Source organism: Stenotrophomonas sp. NA06056 (assembly GCF_013364355.1).
Classification (GTDB): domain Bacteria; phylum Pseudomonadota; class Gammaproteobacteria; order Xanthomonadales; family Xanthomonadaceae; genus Stenotrophomonas.
On record NZ_CP054931.1, the window covers coordinates 1,133,911 to 1,154,313 of the forward strand.

Below are 20,403 nucleotides of genomic sequence, written 5' to 3' on the forward strand. Positions count from 1 at the left end.
GGGCAGGCCGTGGCAGCAGCAGGACAACGACAGGATGGGCGGCGATGACCGCAGCGTGGTGGCGATCGGTGCTCCGTTGGCTGTCGCAGCTGGGCGGGCAGGCCCCGTCACGCCTGGCCGCAGCACCCCGCCAGGCCGTGGCCGCAGCGGCGGCCAGCCTGCAGGGTGACGCCTTGCCGGCGGCCGAGGTGGCCGCTCACCTGCAGCGCGGACTGCATGCGCTGGCACTGTATCCGCGCCTGGCAGGTGAGCCGGTGGCGGTCAGCGCATCGGGTCTGGCCGAAGCGGTGGACCGTGCACTGCAGGACCGCGACTGGGCCACCCGGCAGTTGCCGCGGCGCCCGCAGCTGTTGCCGCAGCTGATCCAGACGGTCAACGACGACGTTGCATCGGCGCGGGTGATGGCCGCGATCATCGGCCAGGATCCGGTGCTGACCGGCAACCTGCTGCGGATCGCCAACAGTCCGGCCTACAAGGTGCACGAGCGACCGGTGGAAAGCCTGCAGCGGGCGGTGACCCTGGTCGGCACCGAAGGTGTGCGGCAGATCATCAGTGCCGTGCTGGTGCAGCCGGTGATGCAGGTGCAGTGCGAGGTGTTCCCGCAGTTCAGTTCGATCATATGGGAGCACGCGCTGCTGGCTTCGCGCGCGGCCGCCGACCACGCACGCACGGTCACCTTTGGCGATGCCTTCGCTGCGCAATGGCTGGGCCTGGTGCAGGGGCTGGGTGCGGCGCTGGTCATGCGCCAACTGCTGCAGGAAGCGCAGGCGCGCGGCGAAGCGGTGGAGCCGGCGCTGGCCCTGCAGTTGCTGCAGCAGTGGTCTCAGCCGCTGGCTCAGCGTGTGGCGGCCGCCTGGGAACTGCCCGAACCGGTGCATCAGGCTCTGGCCCCTGACGCCGACGGTCCGCTGGCCGACAGCCTGCGCCTGGCCAGTGCCGCTGCGGCGGCCAGTCTGCTGTGTCGGCATGGGCATGCCAGCCAGGGCCGCATGCTGGCCCTGCTGGAGCAGTTGCCGGCAGCGCCACCGCACGCGCTGCGCTGGATCTGGCGGCGCCTGCATGGGCGCAATGTGGAAACCCTGGATGAGAGCGTGCACGGCGATGGCGAGGGGCCTGCCTCCTGATCGCTACAGTTGGGATTCCAGCGGCAACCAGCTGATCACCCGCGCCGTCCAGCGTTTGCCGAGGCTGCTGCCAGGTTCGGCTTCGACCCAGTGCGGCGGCGGCTCGCGCTGCAGCCAGCGCAGTTCGTCATTGGCACCCAGTGCCAGCCACCAGCTGTGCTCCGGGCTGGCCAGGCGCAGGTATTCCGTACGCAGCTGTGCGCCCAGCACCGGGTCGTCGAACAGCACGCCCATCTCGGTGTTGAGATAGGCCGAACGCGGATCAAGGTTGAACGAGCCGACGAACCCGCGCTGGTCGTCCACCAGCAATGCCTTGGTGTGCAAGCTGGCGCCACTGCTGCCGAACAGGCTGCCGTCAGTGGCCTGGCCATTTGCCTTCAGTTCGTACAACTGCACGCCGGCCTTCAGCAGCGGCACCCGGTAGCCCATGTAGCCACCGTGCACGGCAGCCACATCGTTGGCCGCCAGCGAGTTGGTCACCACGCCAACCTGGGCGCCACCTCCGGCCATCGCGGAAAGGCCGTCCAGCCCTTCGCTGCCGGGCACGAAGTACGGCGAGATCAACAGGGCCTTGTAACGTGTCGACTGCAACTGCCGGACCAGCTCGGTGACCAGCCAGTCGTCGTGCGCATCGCCGTGGTGCTTCATCGGTGGATCGGACACGATCCGGACCTGCGTGCTCCAGTGCAGAGGCTCCGGGCTGGCGCGCTGGCGCTGGCGCGACTCGGCCACGCGCTGCAGGTACGGTTGAGCCTGTGCAAGCAGCGCGTCCAGGTCGGACTGGCGTACCAGCTGGCGCAGTTGCGCATCGGTGTAGATGGCCAGCGCCGAGATTGGAATTGCCGCGTCACTGTTCCAGTAGTCGTCGAAAATCTGGCTGGCCTGCTGCACGGCCGGGCCGGCGACCACCAGGTCCAGGTCCTGGAAATTCACGTCGCTGCGCGCGCTGAAATACTCCTCGCCGATGTTGCGGCCACCGACGATGGCAATGCGGCCATCGGCGATCCAGCTCTTGTTGTGCATGCGATGGTTCACGCTGAAGGCGCGTTGCACCAACTCCAGCGTGCGGGCGATGCCGCTGCGGTTGCGGAACGGGTTGTACAGGCGAAGCTCGATGTTGGGATGCGCATCGAGCGCCATCATCAGCGCATCCTTGTCCTTGGCATTCATGTCATCGAGCAGGATGCGCACACGCACGCCACGTTCGGCAGCGTCGTACAGCGCCTTGGCCATCAGGTGGCCGATCAGATCGTCGTGCCAGATGTAGTACTGCAGATCCAGGCTGCGGCCGGCATGTTCGGTGATCATCGCGCGGGCGGCGAATGCATCCATGCCATCGCTGAGGAAGGCCACGCCTGACTGCCCCGGATGGGCCGCCAGCAGGGGCATCATCTGCCGATCGATGATCGTCTGCGCAGGCTGCAGGGGCAGGACCTGTGACGCGTCGCCGCGCGCCTGCGGGGCCAGATGGTCGGCCAGCAGCAGGCCGGACAGAACCAGCAGAAGCAGGGCCGCGATGATGATCACGGCGACGCGCAGCAGGCGCCGCCATAGGGGTTTGCGTAGACTCATGACGCCGATGGTAGATCCACGCCATGCGTGGATGAAGCCCCACACCATGCGCGGAGGTAGATCCACGCCATGCCTAGATGGCGCGCCATCAGTAGATCCACGCCATGCCTGGATGGCGCGCCATCAGTAGATCCACGCCATGCGTGGATGAAGCCCCGAGACTCAGAACCGCTCGTCGCTGCCCAGGTAGCGCCACTGGCCCACGGCCAACGGGCCCAACGCCACTCGACCGATGCGCAGACGACGCACGGCCACAACCTGCAGGCCGGCAGCCGTAACCGCAGTCCTCAGCCCCTTCGCAGTCAGCCCCTTGCCTGCAAAACGCAGGCGCTGCTCGCTTTGCCAGCTGACCTTGGGGCCGCCCGCTTCATGCTGCAGCCGGGCCATCAGCCACGGTCCACGTTCCGGACCACCTTCAGCCACTTCGACCAGGTACTCCTGTTCGGTGCGGCCGAGGTTCCGCTGCAGGTGTGCGAGCACCGCCGGGTCCTGACTGACCACCACCAGACCGCTGTCGTCGGCCGGCAGCGACGATGCCAGCTGCAGACCGTGGAAATGCCGCTGCAGCGGACGGATGTCACTGGCATCCAGTTCGCTGCGGGTTTCAGAGCGGATCAGCGCGCACAGGGCATCGGCCGGCACGCCCGCCGGTTTGTGCAGCAGCATGCTGGCACGCTCGGCCTTGCTGTCGCTGGCCTGCTCGGCCACCACGATGCTGGCGCTCTCGTCCACCGGCCGCTGCGGCTGTTCCACCACTTCGCCATCGACGCTGACCCAGCCGCCCTCGATGTAGCGCCGCGCTTCACCACGCGGGATGCCGAGCAGGGCGGACAGGCGTTTGTCGAGACGGGTCGGTTCCATGGCGGAAAGGTCAGGCAGGGGGCGCGCAGTGTAGCTGCTACGCCGTTTCAGCGCTGGCTGCGGTTGGCCAGCTCGGTCAGGTACAGCCGGGTATCGAACTCCAGTTGCAGGTAATCCGGCTCCATGTGCTGGCACAGCTGGTAGAAGGCCTTGTTGTGGTCGGCCTCCTTCAGGTGGGCCAGTTCGTGCACCACGATCATGCGCAGGAAGGCCGCTGGCGCCTGCCGGAACACGGTAGCGATGCGGATCTCGCGACTGGCCTTGAGCCGGCCCCCGTGCACGCGGGAAATGGCGGTGTGGGTGCCCAGGGCATGCTTGATGACCTCCAGCGTGTTGTCATAGCAGACCTTGTTGAGCGGCACCGACTTGCGCAGGTAGCGGTCCTTCATGTCCTGGGTGTAGTCGTACAGCTGGCGGTCGCTGCGCACCTCATGCGGGTCGGGGTAGCGCTGCTGCAGCCAGGGGCCGAGCTTGCCCTGGGCCAGCAGATCGCTGACCTGGGCCACCAGGGGTTCGGGGTAGCCGGTGAGGTACTTCAGGGCAGCCATGCAGGGGCGTCGGCGCGTCGGTAGAATGGGGCATCCAGATTACACGCGGTACGTATCGACCATGGCAAAGCCCAACGCGCTGCAGGAACAATTGCTCAAGGCCGGCCTGGCCAAGAAGTCGCAGGCCAGCGCCGCCGCGAGCGCGCAGGCCAAGGCCCGTCAGGGCAAGGCCGAGTCGACGTCCGCCGAGGTCCAGCGTGAAGCTGAACGCGCTCGCGCCGAGAAGGTTGAGCGCGACCGCGCGCTGGCCGCCGAGCGCAACGCGCAGGCCAAGTTGGCTGAACAGAAGGCGCAGGCAAAACAGATCATCACGGCCCACGCCGTGCCTCACAAAGGCGAGGACGAGTACCGTTTCAGCGACGGCGCGGTGATCCGCACGCTGCTGATCGATACCAAGCTGCGCAAGGCGTTGTCGGTAGGCGTGCTGGTCATCGTGGCCCATGGCGACAGCTACGCGGTGCTGCCGCGCGCGGCGGCCGAAAAGGTGCGTGAACGCGCCCCGGAAGCCATCATCGTCGACCACGGCACGCCAGGCTCCAGCGCCGAGATCTCCACCGGCAACGCCGAGGATGACGCCTACTACGCGCAGTTCCAGGTTCCCGACGACCTGGTCTGGTAAGGCGGCGCTGAACCGGCCGCAGCGTCCGCCGGGCATGGCCCGGCGCCACCGATTGCGGTGGGGTGTATCGTCCCCATATCAGGTGACACCCCTGCGGAGGATGGCCATGGCTACCGGTTGGGCCGGAGATGGTGCGGTCCAGGACCAGATCGACGCCACCGTCGACGATGCGATTGCCCGCGCGCGGCGCCAGCTGCGCCAGGGCCCGGGTCTGGAACACTGTGAGGAATGCGACGCGCCGATTCCCTTGGCGCGGCGCCAGGCGGTGCCTGGGGTTCGGCTGTGCGTGAACTGCCAGCAGGCGCATGACGAAGAAGAACAGGCGCAGAGTGGCTACAACCGGCGCGGCAGCAAGGACAGCCAGCTGAGGTAAGGGTTGTTCGGCAGGGCTGCGCCCTGCACCCGCCAAGGCAACAGCAACAGAAACAGCGGCATTCCGTGGGGTGGCGGGGCGGTGTCGGATTGCGGGGACGCCGCAAGTACGTCCCTGTAGGCTTGGCAGCCGCATCCATGCGGCTGACACCCCGCAATCCGACACCGCCCCACCTCTGACAGTTTTCCGGTGCCTGGTAGATCCACGCCATGCGTGGATGAATCTCCATCGAAATCGAAAATTTCGATATCGGAACGATCTGAGCCGAGCATGGCTCGGCCCTACAGAAAGCAGTGCCCGACAGATCGCGGAAATCTGTCGAGGGCGGGGTGGGTCCGGTTGAGGGGGCGTGAGCCGCATGGATGCGGCGACCGAGCTTACATGGACGTACTTGCAGCGTCTCCCTCAACCGGACCCACCCCGCCAACCCACGAAATGCTGGCTTTTGCTGTTGCTCTGGCGGTTGACGTTGATTCGGCAGGTGCAGGGCGCAGCCCTGCAAAGAAAAACCCCCTCAGCCGTCGCCCTGGATGCCGCCGGGCGCCTGCGTCGGGTCGCGCCAGCGGCGCACCGTGCGCTGGAAGAACAGGTTGTTCGGCAGCTGCAGCACCGTGCCTTCGTGGCCGTCACCGGTTTCCTGCAGCGTGGTGTAGATCAGGTTGACGTCGATCACCCGGCCCTTCAATCCGGGTTTTTCGCCGTTCTCCAGCACTTCGATGTAGTCATGCAGGCGGAACGGGCGCGTGGTGAAGATCAGCAGCGTGCAGAAGATGTTGGACAGCACGCTCCAGGCGGCGAAGAACGCCACCGCACCCACCGCAGCGAAACCGGTGAAGGCCGTCCACAGCACCGAGGGCGAGGCGCCGAGCAGGCTGAGGATGTACAGCACCGCGCTGAAATAGACCACGAAACTGGTGATCCGGCGCGCACCCATCACCATTTCCGGTGGCAGCGTGTAGTGATCGGCGAAGCGGCGGATCAGGCGCCGGGCCAGGACCCGCAGCAGCCAGGCGGCGAGCAGGGTGATCAGGATCTGCAGGGCGATCCCGATGTCATGCAGCCAGGGGTGGGTCCAGGCGGGCAGGTGGTCCTTCAGCGACAACATCATGGGGCGACAACGTGTGACGGAAACGGGGCTTGATGTTACCCGGCGCGTGTCGACGTTTCGACCGCCTGTACCCAGGCCACGCAGACAAGGTCCTGTTTGTGCTGCTGCAGGCAGGCGCGGCCGCTCTCGGCACGCCAGTGCAGGGAGACGCCGCATGCCTGCAGCAGCATGCAGGCCGCGATCGCCAGCAGGGCGGCGCAGGATGGACTGGACATGGGAGGCTCCTGGCCGGGCAGGCCTGCGGGGGACCTGTGATGGATGCAGCCAGCCGCGAAAAGGTTGCATCCCGAAAACGCGCCGGAAGATCTAAACCTTTTTCCGGCAGGCTGCATCCAACGGATATGCTCGACACCACCATGCCCGCGCCGCCTGCCGCCAACGACGCCGTCGACGAAACCGCTTTGGTGCGTGCGGCGGCGGCCGGCGATACCGCGGCCTATGAACTGCTCTATCGACGGCATGCGCCGCGGGTGTTTGCCTCGGTGTGGCGCCTGTGTGGTGGCCAGCAGGCACGCGCCGAGGATGCACTGCAGGAGGCCTTCCTGCAGGCATGGAAGGCACTGCCGGGCTTCCGTTTCGAGAGCAGCGTATCAACCTGGCTGCATCGGTTGGGGGTCAATGCCGCGTTGATGGAACTGCGCGGCCGTGCCGCCGGGCGCGACCACGACAGTCTGGACGACGTTGACGGTGGCATACCGGAGATGGCGGTGCACGACGGTTGCGCGGGCACCGAACGCGACCTGGAGCGCGCGTTGGCGACCCTGCCGCCGCGTGCACGTGCGGTACTGGTACTGCACGATATCGAAGGCTGGAAACACCATGAAATCGCCGACCAGCTGCAGATGGCGGTCGGTAGTTCCAAAGCACAGCTGCATCGCGCGCGTGGCCTGCTGCGCGCGCGCTTGGGAGACATGACATGACGACGCACGACCCTGATCACGACCTGGCGGCGCGCCTGCGCGCGCTTCCCGCAGAACGCAGCGCACCGGCTGATGGCTGGGAACGCCTGTCGGCGCGGTTGCCCCCCCGCGAACCGGTTGCCTCGCAGGTGCCGGCGGACAACGTGGTGACCTTGCCACTGCGGACCCAGCGACGCTGGTGGTTGCCGGTTGGCGCGGCATTGGCGGCCAGCCTCGCGCTCTACGCAGTGGCGCCGTGGCGGCATGCGCCCGAGGCGCTGCCCGCACCCAGTGGCCTGCAGCTGCAGGCCGATGCGATGACCGAACAGTACCGGCAGGCAGTGGCGTCGCTGCCTGATGGCACGGCGCCGGAGTGGCAGCCAGCGCTGCATGAACTGGACCGCAGCGTGGAACAGATCCGTGCCGCGATGGCGCAGGACCCGCGTGCGCCGCACCTGCTTGGACAGCTGAAGCGGACCTACGCGCTGCGGCTCGAACTGACCCGGCAGGCGGCCCAGGCCGCCACCGGTCTGACAACCTGAGGAGACCCACCAATGCGAACCCTTTTGCCTTTCTGCGCGGCCTTGCTGCTGGTGCCCGCCATGGCGCTGGCCGATACCCGTATCGACGAGCGTCACAACATCGCCAGCGGCGGCCGCGTCGAACTGAGCAACATCGCTGGCAAGGTCACTGTGCGCGGCTGGGACCGCAATGACGTGCAGCTCACCGGCACGCTCAGCGACGGCCTGCAGCTGCGCCAGGAAAAGAGTGCCAACCGGGTGCGCTGGGAAATCGAGTATCCGCGACGCAGCAACAGTGGCGGCGCCACACTGACCCTCAACGTGCCGCGCTCGGTGGAGTTGCTGCTGAGCACGGTCAGTGCCGACCAGGACATCAGTGGCGTTGATGTGCGACGCCTGCAGGCCGATACGGTCAGCGGCAGCCTGAGTGCGTCCGGTCGCAGTGGCGACAGCAAGCTCAACACGGTCAGTGGCAGTGTCAATGCGCGACTGCAGACGCCGAAGATGGACGTGAACACGGTCAGTGGCCGCATCGAAGCCGGCGGCGGCGTGTCGGGCGATATCGGTGCGCAGACGGTGTCCGGCCGGGTCGAGGTCGACGCCGGTCGCGTGCAGCGGCTTGCGGTGGAAACCGTGTCGGGCAGCATCGACCTGTCGGCAACGGCCTTGGCGCCGGGCGGGCGCATCAACGTGGAGTCGGTCAGTGCATCGGTCAGCCTGCGCCTGCCGCGTACGGTATCGGCGCAGCTGTCGGTGAACAGCTTCAGCGGGTCGATCAACAGTGACGCCGGCAAGGTGGAGCGCCCGCGCTATGGGCCGGGCAGCAGCCTGGATGCCCGCCTGGGTAGCGGCGACGGCGATATCCGCGTGCAGTCGCACTCGGGCAGCGTGCAGGTACGCCTGGACCGCTGAGCGCGGTCCGGCAGGCCGCGGCGGCAGCGCCGCCGCGGTCGGGGGAGGGTCAGCTGGCTTTCTTCAGCGCCCAGGTGGTACCGAGAACTTCAATCTTGCCACCGCCCTTGCGGAACGCAGCCAGGTCGGAGGCGATCGAGTCGCTGTTGACCACGGTGCTGGCGGATGCGCCCTTGCGTTCGCTGCGGATGCTGTTGCTGGCCTTCGCGGGGGTCTTTGCCTTGCGGGGCATGGTTGCTCCTGTCAGGTGGAAGGGGAGGAAAGCGCACAGGACTCAGCCTGGCGCAGGTAGTCCTGCCGCTCGCGGCGGCAGTCGTCGCCGCCCATCGAAAACTGGCGGCAGATCGCCGGGCGCTGCGAATAGATCGTGCAGCGCAGGTGATATGGATCGATCGCCGCGCACCAGCCTTCCTCGTTGCGCGCCATCACGGTACGGCCGTGTGCGTCGCGCGACAGGAACTGGCCGGGCACGTGGTCGCCGGGCTGCAGCAGGACCGGCAACCGGCAACAGACCGCGTCACAACGGCGGCAGTCGATGGGTGCTGGTTCAGCGTCAGGTTGTACGGCCACAGGGGCCTGGCGGGTGCCCAAAGCGGGTCTCGATGGCGGCTCGGGTAGTACGCGGACCATGATCGAGCCAGAGGGCATGGCCGCCAGACCCGCTGGGCGGGTCAGGCTGCACCATGGGTACACACACCGGCGAGGCCAGCGGAAGGTGCAGCGGTTTTCTAGCCGGCCAAGGGTAGCGCAGACCGCGTAACGTTTTGTTAATCCCGGCTGGCTGCCGCCAGCGCAAGGCCCTGGACGACCCCCAGCGAGGGCTCGCCGTGGACCATCCGGGCGCCCGGGAAGGCCTCGGCAGCGGCCTGCCGCAGGTAGCCGGCGCGGGACATGCCGCCGGTCAGGAACACCGCGTCCGGGTCGCCGCCGATGTCATTGCGGACCTGGGCGAGCAGTTCGCGGATCTGGGTCAGGTAGCCATGGGCGGCGGCGGCCAGGCCGTCGGCGCTGTTGTCCACGTGCAGGTCGCGCGCAATGTAGTCCAGCGTGCTGCGGTGCTCGCTGGCGCCGCTGAGGGCAATCTTGGCGCGCTCGACATCGCGATACAGGCGGGCAGTGTTGCCGGTGTCCTGCAGTGCCTGCAGGCGCGCGCCCCACGGCGCATCCACGTTGTCGTAGTTGTGCTGGCGGAACTCGCGCTGGCGGGTCATGTCCTGCACGGTGGCCGCTTCCACGTAGTGGTGGGTGGGCACGCGGGTGATGCCACGGCCGAACAGCGGCATGTAGCCGGACAGGCTCAGGGCCAGGTCGATATCGGTACCGCCGCGGGCGATACCCCAGGCACGATGGATCCGAGGCGCTTCGCTGCCGCCCACTTCGGCGTACGCGATATCAGTGGTGCCGCCGCCGATATCCACGATCACCGCCTGATGGCGATCGCTGCTTTCAGCGTGGTAATGCATCGCGGCGGCGGCGGGTTCTTCAAGGAAATCGATCTGGTCGAAGCCGGCCTGGCTGGCCGCTTCGCGCAGGATGTCCAGGGCCTGGTCGTTGCCGGCCTCGCCGATGGAACTGCGGAACTGCACCGGACGGCCGAGCAGGGCGCTGCGCAGCGGCTGGCCGAGCTGGGCGCTGGCGGTCAAGCGGATGTGTTCGAGGATGTGCGCGGCGATGCCGGTGATGGTCTGCCGCGCGCGCGGGTGCAGGTTGTAGCCGAGCATGGACTTCGGGCTCTGCACGAGGTTGCCTTCGTGCTCCTCGAAATAGGCTTCCAGCGCGTCATCGCCATAGACCGCGTTCTGCAGCAGGTCGCTGGCGCTGCGTTCTTTTCCAGCGCGAGCCTCCATCCACTCCCGGCGCAGGGCGCGCAATGCCTCGCGGCGCAGGGCCTGTGGCGTGCGTTCCTGGCCAGCGGCGCGGGCTGCACGGGCGGCGCTGTCGATCAGTTGCTGCAGTTCGTGTTCCTGCCCGGCGTCGAGCTGGAAATCGTCCGGGTCGGGGACCACGCCGGGGAAGTACACGCTGGTACGGAACTGTTCGGCCTCGCCGAAGCGGATCGGCAGCAGCTTTCCATCACGCACGATGGCGGCGGCGGAGTTGCTGGTACCGAAGTCGATGCCGAGGCGCATGGGGAGGTCCGGGGACGATCAGGGGCCGCGCACTCTGCTGCAGTTTGCCGCGCGCTGCAAGTTCCGCTGCCTTCCTTGTCCGGGGGGGCGGGCGAGGTGCCGCACGGATCGTCGCCTGAAAATGAACGAAAAGGCCGGGCGGTTACAATGGCGGCTGTTGATTCATTTTGAGGTACTTGCGATGTCTTCTGTTCCCGCCTGCCCGCAGTGCACCCTGGAAAACACTTATGCCGATGGCGCGCTGTGGATCTGCGCCGACTGCGGTTTCGAGTGGACGGCCGAAGAAGGTGCTGGCTCGACCCTGGTCGTGCGTGACAGCAACGGCAATACCCTGCAGACCGGTGACACCGTCACCGTGATCAAGGACCTGAAGGTCAAGGGTTCGTCGATCCCGCTCAAGCAGGGCACTGTGATCCGCAACATCCGCCTGGTCGAAGACGATGCCGAACACATCGAAGGCAACTCGGACAAGATCAAGGGGCTGGTGCTGAAGACCTGCTTCCTCAAGAAGGCCTGATCGCGCCTCAGCGCTTGGCCTGCTGCGCCCGCCAGCGGGCCAGGCTGTCCAGCTTGGCCTGGTAGCGGGCCTGCTGCGTTGAACCGCCCAGTTCCTGCGCCCGCAGCAGCTCACGATCGGCACGCTGCAGCCGGCCCGTCAGGAAATACACCCGCGCCAGGCCGAAATGGAACTGGTGCGCGGTGTCGTACAGGCGCACCGCGCGCCGGTAGTAGGTGATCGCTTTGTCCAGGTCGCCAGCGCGTTCGGCCTGGGCGCCCTGCATGTACTGCGCGAACGGATCCTCGCGCTGCACCGACTGCAGTTTCTTCTGCATGGCCTGTGCCTGCGCGACCATGCCGAGCTTGCGATAGAGCGCACTGGCGTTGTTCAGCGCGGCACTCTGGCGCCCGTCCAGGCGCAGGGCCGTGTCCAGCGCCGTGCGGGCTGCCTGGTCATCACCCAGGCGGTTGTCGAGCACGCCGATGTTGTTCCACGTCGAGGCGAAGCTCGGATCCTGCGCCAGCGCGGCATCGAAGAAGGCACGCGCCCCGCTCAGGTCGCCATCGGCCAGATGCTCCGCGCCCCGGTTGTTGTAGTAATGCGCCAGCGCCCGCTCACGGCCGATGGGCTGCGGCCCATGGCGGTCATACAACACATTGCGGTCAAGGTCGACCGTGCCATAGCGGCCACCGACATCGACGCCGGCATTGACGTGCCCGACGTTGTAGACCACGCCCTGGTCCTGGTCCTGGTACCACGACACCACCTGGCCCACTTCCTGCACCCGCGCCTGGATGCCGGCCTCACGGGCGAGGGTGACGAACAGCAGGGTGAAGGCCAGGCAGTTGGCGCGCTGGTGCTGCCAGATCTCGCTGACGGTGTAGGTGGCATCGGCGTCGTACTGCAGGTCCAGGCCGTGCTGGCTGAAGATCATTTCCACCAGCGCCTGCAGGCGCTGGTCGCGCGAGTAGCTGCGGCTGATCACCTGCTTCTGCAGCATCTCGCGCATTGCCGGCGGGATCGCGAACACCTGTTCGGGCGTCGGCACGCTGGTGGCCGTGACCTTTACGGTGGAGATGGTCGGGATGGCGGGCGCGGGGGGCGTAGCATCCTGCGCGGACAGGGCTGGCACGGCGAGCGCAGCCAGCGACAGGAGAAAGCATCGAGCGGCAAGACGGCGCATGACGGTTTCCGGCAGCGGCGGGCGCTCCCGCCTGCGGCCAGTGTAGACCTGCACGTGGCAGTCCGCATCCATCGGCGACCCTTGTGCCGCTCATCCACAACCGGTGTGGACCAGCACGCGACAAACCTGTGGACAACTGCTGGCGGGCCTTGTCCGGCGCGGCGCGTGAACTGCTGGTGAAAAAACAGCCAGCTTGCCCGGCGTTGCCAAGGGCGGGATCATCCACGCATGGACTTCGCCCCGCTGACCCTCGCTCCCGCGCATTGGCAGGCACTGCAGGATGCCTATGCCACACCGCCGCGCGCCTATCACCACTTCGGCCACGTGCGCGCGGTCCTGCAGCATTGCCAGCAGGTAGCCGAGGGGCCGGGCTGGCAACAGCCGGCCGAGGTCTATCTGGCAGCGCTGTACCACGATGCGGTCTACCAGGCCGGGCGCAAGGACAACGAGGCCAAGTCCGCCGCGCTGGCGCTGCGGGCCATCGCGGACTGGCCGGAGCTGGCATCGGTGGACGCCGGCCGGGTCGAGCAGTTGATCCTGCTTACCGCCCGCCATGGTGAGCTGGGCCCGGCCGATGTCGATGCCGAGGCTGCGTTGTTCCTCGATTGCGACATGGCGATCCTGGCGGCGCCGGAAGCGGTGTTCTCCGCCTATGACCGTGGTGTGGCCGAAGAGTACAAGGGTGTGGTGCCGGGCTTCCTGTACCGCGCCGGACGTCGCCGCTTCCTGCAGGGGCTGCTGCGCGCACCGCGGATCTTCCTCAGCGACTTTTTCGACCAGCGCCTTGATGCTGCCGCGCGGGCCAACCTGCGCCGCCAACTGGGCGCCTGAGCGCGCCGCTACACTGTCCACCTGCAACCGCGTGGTGTTGTTTCCAGCCGTGACCGTCTCCGATACCCCTGCCGATCCCCGTCCGCTGCCGCCGGAAGAACCCGGCCCCAACGAATGCTGCGGCAGTGGCTGTCCGCTGTGCGTGCTCGACCTGTACGCCGAGGAGCTGCAGCGTTACCGCACGGCCCTGGCTGACTGGAAGACGCGGCATCCGGACGCCGACCCATGACGCGCGCGCGCCCGGCCGCGATGCTGGCGCTGGTGGCACTGCTGCTGTTCATGGCGACCGCGCTGTGGACGCAGTTCGCGCGTGCGGATCTGGATTGGGTGAAGGCCACCCTGAGCCTGTACCTGCATGGGCCGTGGGGCCTGGCCCTGCGCACCGCCTATTGCCTGCTGGCACTGGCCATCGCCGTGCTCGGCGTTGCGCTGTATCGGCACAGCGTGGGGCCGCGGCGCAGCGCAGCGGCACCGTTGTTGCTCTGCGTAGCTGCCATTGGCCTGGCCACCGTTGCCATCGGTGACAGCTGGTTGCCTGAGGCAACGCCGTTGCTGGCCCCGCTGATCCACGGGCTTGCCGCCAATACCGCTTTCCTGTGCGCCAGCGTGGGCATGCTGCTGCAGGCTTGGTACCTGCGCCGCGAGCCGGGCTGGCGACGCAGTGCGGCGTTGCTGTGGGGCTGGGCATGGCTGGCCTTCGTGCTGCTGTGGGTGCATGTGCTCTGGCGCGGCGGTCCGCCGCGTGGGCTGGGGCAGAAGCTGGTGATCGCCGTGATCGTTGGCTGGCTGCTGTGGCTGGCGCTGGCGCTGTATCGCCGCGGGCGCTCCACCGGCACCCGCTGAATCGACCACCTGCTGAGTTGCAGGACGCCAGTACCAGTACGTGCCGTGCACGCAGCGGCGGCGTATCGTGTGCGCATTCCAACGGGATGCGAAACGATGCGTGCAGGGCTGGGCAGGGCGATGGGACTGGTGTTGGCGCTGGCGGCGTTGCCAGCGGTGGCGGCAGTGCAGCAGGTCAGCCACGGACGTTTCGATCAGGTGCCGGTGCATGTACCTGCCGGAGCACCACAACGGGTGGTGATCTGGTTCCATGATGGCGCCGGCGCCGCTGAAAGCCGCACGCCGATCGAAGCGCTGCGTGCCGATGGTGCACTGGTCGCCTCGGTGGATGTGGCCCACCTGCGCGGCGTGCTCAAGCGCGAAGGCAACACCAGCTGCGCGTTCGGGGCAGGCGATGTCGAGAATTTCTCGCGTTGGGTGCAGGCGTTCCTGCATCTGCCGGGCTATCACCTGCCGTTGGTCGGCGGCAGCGGCGAAGGGGCTGAACTGGCCTATGCGCTGGCAGCGCAGGCCGACACCCAGGTCTTTGCCGGCCTGTTGACCTCGGGCTTCTGCCCGGCCCACGCGCACGAGCGCATGGTCTGCGGCGATGGCGTGAAGCATGACCGCCTGCAGCCCAGCGAACTGAATTTCCCATGGCTGAACGCGGCGGGTGCGCCAGGGTGTTCAACCAACAGCGCCAGCCCGTTCGTGCAGCAGGTTGCGATGGCTCGTGAATTCAAGCGCACCGTTGCTGGCGATGCGACACCTGGGCTGGTGGCAGCGGCCCGGGTAATTGGCGCGCAGGCAGGGGTGGCGCTGGCACCGCCGCCGGATGCGCTGAAGGGCTTGCCGGTGGTGGAAGTGCCAGCGCAGGGCAGCGGTGACACGCTGGCGGTGTTCGTTTCCGGCGATGGCGGCTGGGCCGGCCTGGACAAGGACGTAGCCGGCGCTCTGGCCGAACACGGCGTGGCGGTGGTCGGCATCGATTCGCTGCGTTACTTCTGGAGCGAACGCACGCCGCAGGGATTCGCTGTCGATCTGCAGAAGATCATCGGCCACTACCGCCAGCAATGGCAGCGCGACAAAGTGATGTTGATCGGTTTCTCGCAGGGTGCCGATGTGCTGCCCGCCACCATCAATCAGCTGGATGCGGGCACCCGCGCCGGCCTGGAGCGCATCGTGCTGCTGTCGGTGGGCAAGAACGCCGACTTTGAGTTCCACGTCAGCAATTGGCTGGGCGGCGGTGGCGGCGGTCTGCCGATCGCGCCGGAAGTGGCGAAGCTGCCGGCGGACAAGACCCTGTGCGTGTACGGCGACAAGGACGACGATGCGCTGTGCCCCGACCTGCCGGGCAACGACGGCGTGCACAAGATCAAGCTGCCGGGCGACCATCACTTCGGCGGTGACTACGATCGCTTGGCCGAAGTGATCCTCAAGGGCGGCGCGTAGGCCCTGGTAGACGCCGACCTGGGTCGGCGCTGCGGCTTGGACCATCACGGAAGGGAGCGTGTCGACCAAGGTCGACACCTGCCGGGCGGCAGGTAGCGCCGGGCCATGCCCGGCGGATCGTGACCTCAATTCCGTCGCGGGTCCAGCGAGATCAGGCGCGTGGCATCCAGCAGTGCGGCCGGCAGGTGCATGCCGCCGGGTGCAGCCAGATAGCGCGGTCGCCACTGCGGATCGAACTTCGACTTGAACCGGCGCAGGCCACTGAAGCCATAGAAGCGCTCGCCGTGTCGCGCGAGCAGGCCGGCCAGGCGGTTCCATCGCCCGGCCAGACGGTGCTGGGCCAGGCCGGACAGCGGCGCCATGCCCAGCGAGAAGCGTGCATAGCCCTGCGCGCGGCCCCACAGGAACAGCTCGATGAACAGGAAATCCATCGTGCCCTTCGGCGCATCGCTGACATGACGCATCAGATCCACTGACAGTTCGGCGCCGGCCGGTGCCTGCCACAGGTTGGCAAACGCTACGATCCGACCTTCGGCTTCGACCAGGGCGATCGGGAAACGCACCAGATAATCCGGGTCGTAGCTGCCCAGCGAGAAGCCCTTCTCGTCGCCGGACTTGTCATCCAGCCACGCGTTGGAAATGGCATGCAGGCGTGGCAGCAGGGCAGGGATCTCTTCCGCCGGTGCAACGCGGAAGGACAACCCACCGCGCTTGCCGCGGTTCCATGCTTGCCGCAGGTCGGCACGTTCACGACCTTCCAGGCCGAAGTCGTGCAGCGGCACCATGGCCTCTTCACCCAGCTTGACCAGGCCCAGGCCGAGATCGAGATAGGTCTGCCAATACGCCTCACCCACCTGGTAGAACACCGGGCGCAGGCCGAGCCGATCGGCTTCTTCGCGGAAGCGCCAGATCAACGCACGCGCCACTTCGGGTGGCCCGACCGGATCGCCCATTGCGATCAGCGAGCCGCCGTAGCGCTGCATCATCACAAAGCCCTTGTGCTCCTCATCGCGCAGCACCGCCTTGTCGGCGGTCAGCACCAGACAGGCCTGGGTGTCGGTGGCGCCGGCCAGCACCGGTGCCAGCGCCTGCAGGGTTGCATCGTCGGCAGGCGGCAGTGGGCTGCGCGTGCTGTGCAGCAACCGCGCCAGCCCGAACATCACCAGTGCCATCGCCACCAGCAGCAGCGCACGCAGCGCGCGCGGCGCATTGCCGGACACGGCGAACTGCCACCACAGCTCGTTCTGGTATTCGACGTGGCTGTAGGTGAAGAACAGCAGCCAGGTCACTGCCACCAACACCAGGCCAAGGTTGCGCAGCCAGGGCCACGACCAGGCTTCGTCCAGCAGTGCGCCCTGGCGATAGAACTCGCGACGTGCCGCCCACAGCGCCATCGCCACCAGCAGCGCCGACAGGGCGATCAGCGGTTGGCCACCGCGCAGCCAGATCGGCAGCGGCGCGATCACGCAGATCGCCATCGCCAACATCCAGGCCGCGTGGCTGCGGCGGGCAAGGCCCTGGCCGATCAGCAGCAGGGCGACGCCGCCGAGGCTGCCGATCAGGTGCGAGGTTTCCAGGATCGGCAGCGAGGCATTGATCAGGTGCCGCCGTGGTGTGGGCAGGGTACCGTCGATGACCAGCGCGGCGCCGACGCTGAAGGCCGCCAGCGCGATGATCTGCGGCAGCCACGGGCGCAGTGCGTTCCAGCCGGCACGGGTTGCGCCTGCACTGGCCTGCAGCGGTTGCCGCAGCGCGGGCGCCAGGGCCAGCACGGTGGCCAGCAACAGCGGTAGCACGTAGTAACTGACGCGGTAGATCAATGCCGCCGCCAGCACTGCAGCGGGCGCTACCTGTGGCAGCAGCTTCAGCAGGCTCCATTCGAACACGCCCAGCCCGGCCGGCACGGTGGAGATCAAACCGGCCAGTACGGCCACCAGGTACAGGCCGACGAAACCGGGCAGACCGGTTGGCGTGGAATCCGGCAGCAGCACATAGAACGCGGCGCTGGCCAGCACCAGCTCGACCACGCTGAGCACGGTGACGCCCAACATGGTGCGTCGGTCGGGCAGCCACAGGCCGTGGCCGAAGATACGGAACTGGCGACCATCGCGGCCGACCAGGACGTAGGTGGCGGCAAAGGCGATCAGCGCGATGATGCCGACCACGCGCACCGCCGCAGGGTCCAGCGGCAACGCCAGCGCGGCCGCGGCCGGCTCCATGCACAGCGCCACGCCGATCAGCAGCCACGCGCCGAAGATGAAGCCCAGTGTGCTCATCAACACCACCTGGCCGATCTGCGCCAGGTCCAGGCCGGCACTGCGGTAGCCGCGCAGGCGCACGGCACCACCGGTGAGTGCGGCAAAGCCCACGGTCTGGCCCAACGTGTGGGCCAGGAACGCGGTGATGCCGATACGGGCCGGGTGCACGCGGATGCCGCTGCGCCGCAGGCCGATCGCATCGAAGCCGATCAGGCACGCGTAGCTGGCCAGGCCAAGCAGCACGGTCAGCGCGATCTGGGCAGCGCTGAGCTGGCGGAACGCCTGGCGGATGGCGCGATAGCCGTGCTCATCGAATTCACCGGCCAGCCCGTGCAGGGCCAGCGCCAGGATCAGCAAGGGAACGACGATGGTGACGACCCGCTTCCAGGTCGGGGTGGAGGCGGCAGTGACGGAATCGGTAGGGGCGGTCATCGGCGCAAGGGTGCGTCAGTAAGGGCGAGGGCGGTGTCAACGCAGGGCGTCGCGCATCGTGCGCCTGCCAGCGCGGTTTGACCAGCGCCGCGGCTGTGCCGCCGCTGGCGGTATTCAGTGGCCGCGCCGGGCACACACTTCCAGCGCCGGCTGGGTGAGAATGCAGTCCAGACCACCCGCAGGAGCCACGCCCATGATGGAGCGTTACGACGTCGGACCGCGCATGTCCGAAATGACCGTGTACAACAAGGTCGCCTACCTTTCCGGCCAGATTCCGGAAGACACCAGCCAGGACATCACCGGGCAGACCCGGCAGGTGCTGGCCGAGATCGACAAGCTGCTGGCGCTGGTGGCCAGCGACCGCCAGCACGTGCTGCGCGCAGAGATCTTCCTGGCCGACATGGCTGACTTCGAAGGCATGAACAAGGCGTGGGACGAATGGGTGGTGGAGGGCGCGACCCCGGCCCGCGCCACCGTCGAAGCCAAGCTTGCGCATGCCGACTGGAAGGTCGAGATCATCGTGACGGCGGCCGTGCCGTAACGACCGGGCAGGGGCCAGATCCGTTTTCCAATGGGTAAAGGGATCTGACCCCACTCGCCGGGGAGCCGAGGCTGCGACATCCGTTACGGCTGCGGCTGTAGTTGGGTGCTTGCCTGTGCGCACAAGGCCAGGCAGGCCAGCATCAACCCTTCCATGACCCGGTCGCCGACGTATTCCTCCGGCGCGCCGTTCTGGCGGACGCGCTCGGCGGCCAGCATGACCTCCTGCACCACGCGCAGCCCCGCCAGCGCGCAGTCGGCATCGGCCAAGGCCAGGCATCGGCTGGGAAGTTGATGCCGCTCCGGCCACGGTTGGCCGTCAGCGGCGGCACCGGTGCCGATGCGTCGCAAGGTCGCAACCAACGTGGTGGGATCAAGCGCAGGCGACTGTTCCGTCTCCCCGTCGGCGTCTGCCGGACCGAGGTAAGCGTGCAGGTGGGGGAAATCCGATGCATTCATGGCGAGGCTCCGTGCAGGACAGTCGGTAGCCGCCACCCAAAGGTGGCGGACGGAGACGTGGCTCGAAAACCGGTGTCGAACGCTCCGGCTGGCCCGAAGGCCCCCACGCCCCGCCCGCCATAGCCGGCAGACGGATTGCCAGCCGGCGCCACGCAAGGTGACGCCGGCTGGCAAGCGTAAACAACGTTCGACAAAACGGGTTTTCGAAGCCCGGCCACCGATTTGCGGTGGCTCTTCATCTGTAAACCCACTGTGGCGGAATGCCAATCAGACGAGTTGCATTGCTCGCACCATCAAGACGCTTTCAGCATTTTTGCATGCTGTTGAACGGCCTCAAGCGCAGGTGGCGCAAGGCGCGCGAATGATCGAGCAATCTGCGACATGCATCGTGATTCGACAGTTTCCAGTGCACACAGGGCAGGTCGTTTGCGACGAAGGTCCATGACGTCGGAAAGATTGTGCGGACCAAGGTCCGCACCCACCAAAAGCCGGGCCACATCCACCAAAGGCTCTGCCATATCCATAGAAAGCACAGCCACATCCACAGGCAGTGCACTTCAATCTACCTATCGAACCCATGCCCTTGCTTCTGCAATTGACGTTGCACTTGCTCGACCGTCCGTGACGGACAACTGTCGGGGGCGGGGGGGGGGGGGCAAGCGGGACCGTTGGCGCCAAGGATGGCGCCATCGAGCCCCCATGGATGGGTTCACGGCGTGTCCCGCTTGCCCCCGCCCACCCGCCCAGACCATGAAACTCAGCCAGCCGACGCTCCAAGCAGTTGCCGTTGCCGTTGCCGCTGCTGTTGCTCCCAGCGCAACGCGACGCCGCCGCGTCGCAAAAAAACTAAACCAACACCAGCTCGATGCAATCCACCGGACACGGCGGGATACACAACTCGCACCCCGTGCACAGATCCGCAATCACCGTGTGCATGTACTTCGCCCCACCGACAATCGCATCCACAGGGCAGGCCTGAATGCACTTCGTGCAGCCGATGCAGTCAGCCTCCACGATCAACGCCACCTGCGGCACCTTGTGCTCGCCCCGCGATCGATCAAACGGCAGCGCCGGCACACCCAGCACCTGCGCCAACGCCCGTGCACCGGCATCGCCGCCCGGCGGACAACGATCCACGCCCGCCTCGCCACGGGCCATCGCCTGCGCATACGGGCGGCAGCCGTCGTAGCCGCATTGCCCGCATTGGGTCTGCGGCAGCAAGCGGTCCAGGCGTTCGGTCAGGGGCGGAATCAGGCTCATG

24 protein-coding genes are annotated in these 20,403 nt (G+C 67.3%); 12 read left to right on the forward strand and 12 right to left on the reverse strand.

Annotation, left to right across the window (positions count from 1 at the left end; genetic code table 11):
• The first annotated feature begins 44 nt into the window (after positions 1-44).
• A complete protein-coding gene (locus HUT07_RS04895; RefSeq protein WP_176019987.1) occupies positions 45-1,124 on the forward strand; it encodes an HDOD domain-containing protein in 1,080 nt (359 codons plus the stop codon).
• A 3-nt stretch (positions 1,125-1,127) separates the two neighbouring features.
• On the opposite strand, the gene HUT07_RS04900 is transcribed toward HUT07_RS04895, so the two are convergent.
• From HUT07_RS04900 to HUT07_RS04910, 3 genes are all read right to left on the reverse strand, one after another.
• Entirely contained in the window at positions 1,128-2,696 is a 1,569-nt protein-coding gene (locus HUT07_RS04900; RefSeq protein ID WP_176019988.1) for a phospholipase D family protein, read from the reverse strand.
• 162 nt (positions 2,697-2,858) lie between these two features.
• The gene (locus tag HUT07_RS04905; RefSeq protein ID WP_176019989.1) at positions 2,859-3,557 is read right to left on the reverse strand and encodes an RNA pseudouridine synthase; all 699 of its coding nucleotides are present in this window, start codon (positions 3,555-3,557) and stop codon (positions 2,859-2,861) included.
• Between the two features lie 47 nt (positions 3,558-3,604).
• Positions 3,605-4,105, reverse strand: a complete 501-nt coding sequence (locus HUT07_RS04910) for a M48 family metallopeptidase (RefSeq protein WP_176019990.1) — start codon at positions 4,103-4,105, stop codon at positions 3,605-3,607.
• Positions 4,106-4,166: 61 nt separating this feature from the next.
• Here HUT07_RS04910 and HUT07_RS04915 point away from each other — a divergent pair, with 61 nt between their 5' ends.
• Complete coding sequence (locus HUT07_RS04915) at positions 4,167-4,724, forward strand: DUF2058 domain-containing protein (protein ID WP_176019991.1); 558 nt, start codon at positions 4,167-4,169, stop codon at positions 4,722-4,724.
• 106 nt (positions 4,725-4,830) lie between these two features.
• Positions 4,831-5,097, forward strand: a complete 267-nt coding sequence (locus HUT07_RS04920) for a DksA/TraR family C4-type zinc finger protein (protein ID WP_025879161.1) — start codon at positions 4,831-4,833, stop codon at positions 5,095-5,097.
• A gap of 514 nt (positions 5,098-5,611) precedes the next feature.
• Here the strand turns inward: HUT07_RS04920 and HUT07_RS04925 are convergent.
• Complete coding sequence (locus HUT07_RS04925) at positions 5,612-6,205, reverse strand: mechanosensitive ion channel family protein (RefSeq protein ID WP_080353823.1); 594 nt, start codon at positions 6,203-6,205, stop codon at positions 5,612-5,614.
• Between the two features lie 35 nt (positions 6,206-6,240).
• A complete protein-coding gene (locus HUT07_RS04930) occupies positions 6,241-6,420 on the reverse strand; it encodes a hypothetical protein (RefSeq protein WP_176019992.1) in 180 nt (59 codons plus the stop codon).
• Positions 6,421-6,546: 126 nt separating this feature from the next.
• Between HUT07_RS04930 and HUT07_RS04935 the strand changes: the two genes are divergently transcribed.
• From HUT07_RS04935 to HUT07_RS04945, 3 genes are read left to right on the forward strand one after another with little or no spacing between them, the layout of a single operon-like run.
• Entirely contained in the window at positions 6,547-7,125 is a 579-nt protein-coding gene (locus HUT07_RS04935) for a sigma-70 family RNA polymerase sigma factor (protein ID WP_176019993.1), read from the forward strand.
• Positions 7,122-7,646 carry a hypothetical protein gene (locus HUT07_RS04940; RefSeq protein WP_176019994.1) on the forward strand — a complete coding sequence of 175 codons (525 nt, stop codon included), beginning with the start codon at positions 7,122-7,124 and terminating at the stop codon, positions 7,644-7,646. The genes HUT07_RS04935 and HUT07_RS04940 overlap by 4 nt, the downstream gene beginning before the upstream one ends.
• A gap of 12 nt (positions 7,647-7,658) precedes the next feature.
• Entirely contained in the window at positions 7,659-8,537 is an 879-nt protein-coding gene (locus tag HUT07_RS04945) for a DUF4097 family beta strand repeat-containing protein (RefSeq protein ID WP_176019995.1), read from the forward strand.
• A 49-nt stretch (positions 8,538-8,586) separates the two neighbouring features.
• Here HUT07_RS04945 and HUT07_RS04950 read toward each other — a convergent pair whose 3' ends face one another.
• The 3 genes from HUT07_RS04950 to HUT07_RS04960 form a co-directional block, all read right to left on the reverse strand.
• Positions 8,587-8,769 carry a hypothetical protein gene (locus HUT07_RS04950; RefSeq protein WP_176019996.1) on the reverse strand — a complete coding sequence of 61 codons (183 nt, stop codon included), beginning with the start codon at positions 8,767-8,769 and terminating at the stop codon, positions 8,587-8,589.
• Positions 8,770-8,780: 11 nt separating this feature from the next.
• Positions 8,781-9,074, reverse strand: a complete 294-nt coding sequence (locus HUT07_RS04955) for a YkgJ family cysteine cluster protein (protein ID WP_176022475.1) — start codon at positions 9,072-9,074, stop codon at positions 8,781-8,783.
• A 230-nt stretch (positions 9,075-9,304) separates the two neighbouring features.
• Positions 9,305-10,666 (reverse strand): Hsp70 family protein, encoded by a 1,362-nt coding sequence (locus tag HUT07_RS04960; protein WP_176019997.1) that lies wholly within the window; start codon positions 10,664-10,666, stop codon positions 9,305-9,307.
• Between the two features lie 181 nt (positions 10,667-10,847).
• Between HUT07_RS04960 and HUT07_RS04965 the strand changes: the two genes are divergently transcribed.
• Entirely contained in the window at positions 10,848-11,183 is a 336-nt protein-coding gene (locus HUT07_RS04965) for a zinc ribbon domain-containing protein YjdM (RefSeq protein ID WP_099818962.1), read from the forward strand.
• 7 nt (positions 11,184-11,190) lie between these two features.
• Here the strand turns inward: HUT07_RS04965 and HUT07_RS04970 are convergent, their stop codons facing one another.
• Positions 11,191-12,348, reverse strand: a complete 1,158-nt coding sequence (locus HUT07_RS04970; RefSeq protein WP_176019998.1) for a tetratricopeptide repeat protein — start codon at positions 12,346-12,348, stop codon at positions 11,191-11,193.
• Between the two features lie 228 nt (positions 12,349-12,576).
• Here HUT07_RS04970 and HUT07_RS04975 point away from each other — a divergent pair, with 228 nt between their 5' ends.
• The 4 genes from HUT07_RS04975 to HUT07_RS04990 all read left to right on the forward strand — a co-directional run bounded on the left by HUT07_RS04975 (position 12,577) and on the right by HUT07_RS04990 (position 15,453).
• Positions 12,577-13,179, forward strand: coding sequence for a hypothetical protein (locus tag HUT07_RS04975; protein ID WP_176019999.1), 603 nt, complete (start codon positions 12,577-12,579; stop codon positions 13,177-13,179).
• Positions 13,180-13,228: 49 nt separating this feature from the next.
• On the forward strand, positions 13,229-13,408 hold the full coding sequence (locus tag HUT07_RS04980; RefSeq protein WP_176022476.1) for an oxidoreductase-like domain-containing protein: 180 nt from the start codon (positions 13,229-13,231) through the stop codon (positions 13,406-13,408).
• Complete coding sequence (locus tag HUT07_RS04985; protein WP_176020000.1) at positions 13,405-14,022, forward strand: DUF998 domain-containing protein; 618 nt, start codon at positions 13,405-13,407, stop codon at positions 14,020-14,022. Before HUT07_RS04980 ends, HUT07_RS04985 begins: the two co-directional genes overlap by 4 nt.
• A gap of 96 nt (positions 14,023-14,118) precedes the next feature.
• The gene (locus HUT07_RS04990; protein ID WP_303245998.1) at positions 14,119-15,453 is read left to right on the forward strand and encodes an AcvB/VirJ family lysyl-phosphatidylglycerol hydrolase; all 1,335 of its coding nucleotides are present in this window, start codon (positions 14,119-14,121) and stop codon (positions 15,451-15,453) included.
• Between the two features lie 125 nt (positions 15,454-15,578).
• Here HUT07_RS04990 and mprF read toward each other — a convergent pair whose 3' ends face one another.
• Entirely contained in the window at positions 15,579-18,143 is a 2,565-nt protein-coding gene (gene mprF, locus HUT07_RS04995; RefSeq protein WP_176020001.1) for a bifunctional lysylphosphatidylglycerol flippase/synthetase MprF, read from the reverse strand.
• 193 nt (positions 18,144-18,336) lie between these two features.
• On the opposite strand from mprF, the gene HUT07_RS05000 reads away from it, so the two are divergent.
• On the forward strand, positions 18,337-18,684 hold the full coding sequence (locus HUT07_RS05000; protein WP_176020002.1) for a RidA family protein: 348 nt from the start codon (positions 18,337-18,339) through the stop codon (positions 18,682-18,684).
• A gap of 83 nt (positions 18,685-18,767) precedes the next feature.
• On the opposite strand, the gene HUT07_RS05005 is transcribed toward HUT07_RS05000, so the two are convergent.
• Both HUT07_RS05005 and rnfB read right to left on the reverse strand, forming a co-directional pair.
• Positions 18,768-19,142, reverse strand: a complete 375-nt coding sequence (locus HUT07_RS05005) for a hypothetical protein (RefSeq protein WP_176020003.1) — start codon at positions 19,140-19,142, stop codon at positions 18,768-18,770.
• Positions 19,143-19,988: 846 nt separating this feature from the next.
• Positions 19,989-20,402 (reverse strand): Rnf electron transport complex subunit RnfB, encoded by a 414-nt coding sequence (gene rnfB / locus HUT07_RS05010; protein WP_176020004.1) that lies wholly within the window; start codon positions 20,400-20,402, stop codon positions 19,989-19,991.
• Between the last annotated feature and the right edge of the window lies 1 nt (position 20,403).